This is a genomic window from Escherichia sp. XD33 (assembly GCF_019375075.1).
In the GTDB taxonomy this organism is placed as follows: Bacteria; Pseudomonadota; Gammaproteobacteria; order Enterobacterales; family Enterobacteriaceae; genus Enterobacter; species Enterobacter flexneri_A.
On sequence record NZ_JAENDM010000235.1, the window covers coordinates 1 to 847 of the forward strand.

1 protein-coding gene and 2 pseudogenes are annotated in these 847 nt (G+C 52.2%); 1 reads left to right on the top strand and 2 read right to left on the bottom strand.

Features of this window, described 5'->3' with window-relative positions:
- Positions 1 to 64, bottom strand: a 64-nt coding sequence (locus K0778_RS26525; protein WP_001676991.1) for an IS1 family transposase, incomplete at its 3' end; no start/stop codon positions are given.
- Positions 65 to 121: 57 nt separating this feature from the next.
- Here K0778_RS26525 and K0778_RS26530 point away from each other — a divergent pair.
- Positions 122 to 430 (top strand): annotated as a pseudogene (locus K0778_RS26530) (recombinase family protein); the annotation flags it as partial.
- A 60-nt stretch (positions 431 to 490) separates the two neighbouring features.
- Here K0778_RS26530 and K0778_RS26535 read toward each other — a convergent pair.
- Positions 491 to 847 (bottom strand): annotated as a pseudogene (locus K0778_RS26535) (IS1-like element IS1B family transposase); the annotation flags it as partial.

Below are 847 nucleotides of genomic sequence, written 5' to 3' on the forward strand. Positions count from 1 at the left end.
TGCCGTTACGCACCACCCCGTCAGTAGCTGAACAGGAGGGACAGCTGATAGAAACAGAAGCCACTGGAGCACCTCAAAAACACCATCATACACTAAATCAGTAAGTTGGCAGCATCACCTGTTGTCTGATAGAAATATCAAGGTCATTGTCCACCAGCTTGGCACGACTGATCTCACCTCCGCAGCGGGTAAGCTTTTGTTGTCGATGCTGGCAGCAGTTGCAGAGATGGAGCGTGACCTGCTGATTGAGCGGACCCAGGCGGGGCTGTCACGAGCAAAAGCCGAAGGCAAGAAATTGGGCAGACCGTCGAAAATCGCGGCAGAAGCCCGTAGGGCGATTGTGGCGAAAAAGAATAACGGTGTGAGTGTCAGTGCGTTAGCGCGGGAATATGGTGTATCTAGGGCAACGATTACCGCTATCTTTGATTAAGTAGTCTGGTTAAATACTCGCTTGGCAAGTTTGATAAACTAACGCGGTAATGACTCCAACTTATTGATAGTGTTTTATGTTCAGATAATGCCCGATGACTTTGTCATGCAGCTCCACCGATTTTGAGAACGACAGCGACTTCCGTCCCAGCCGTGCCAGGTGCTGCCTCAGATTCAGGTTATGCCGCTCAATTCGCTGCGTATATCGCTTGCTGATTACGTGCAGCTTTCCCTTCAGGCGGGATTCATACAGCGGCCAGCCATCCGTCATCCATATCACCACGTCAAAGGGTGACAGCAGGCTCATAAGACGCCCCAGCGTCGCCATCGTGCGTTCACCGAATACGTGCGCAACAACCGTCTTCCGGAGCCTGTCATACGCGTAAAACAGCCAGCGCTGGCGCGATTTAGCCCCGAC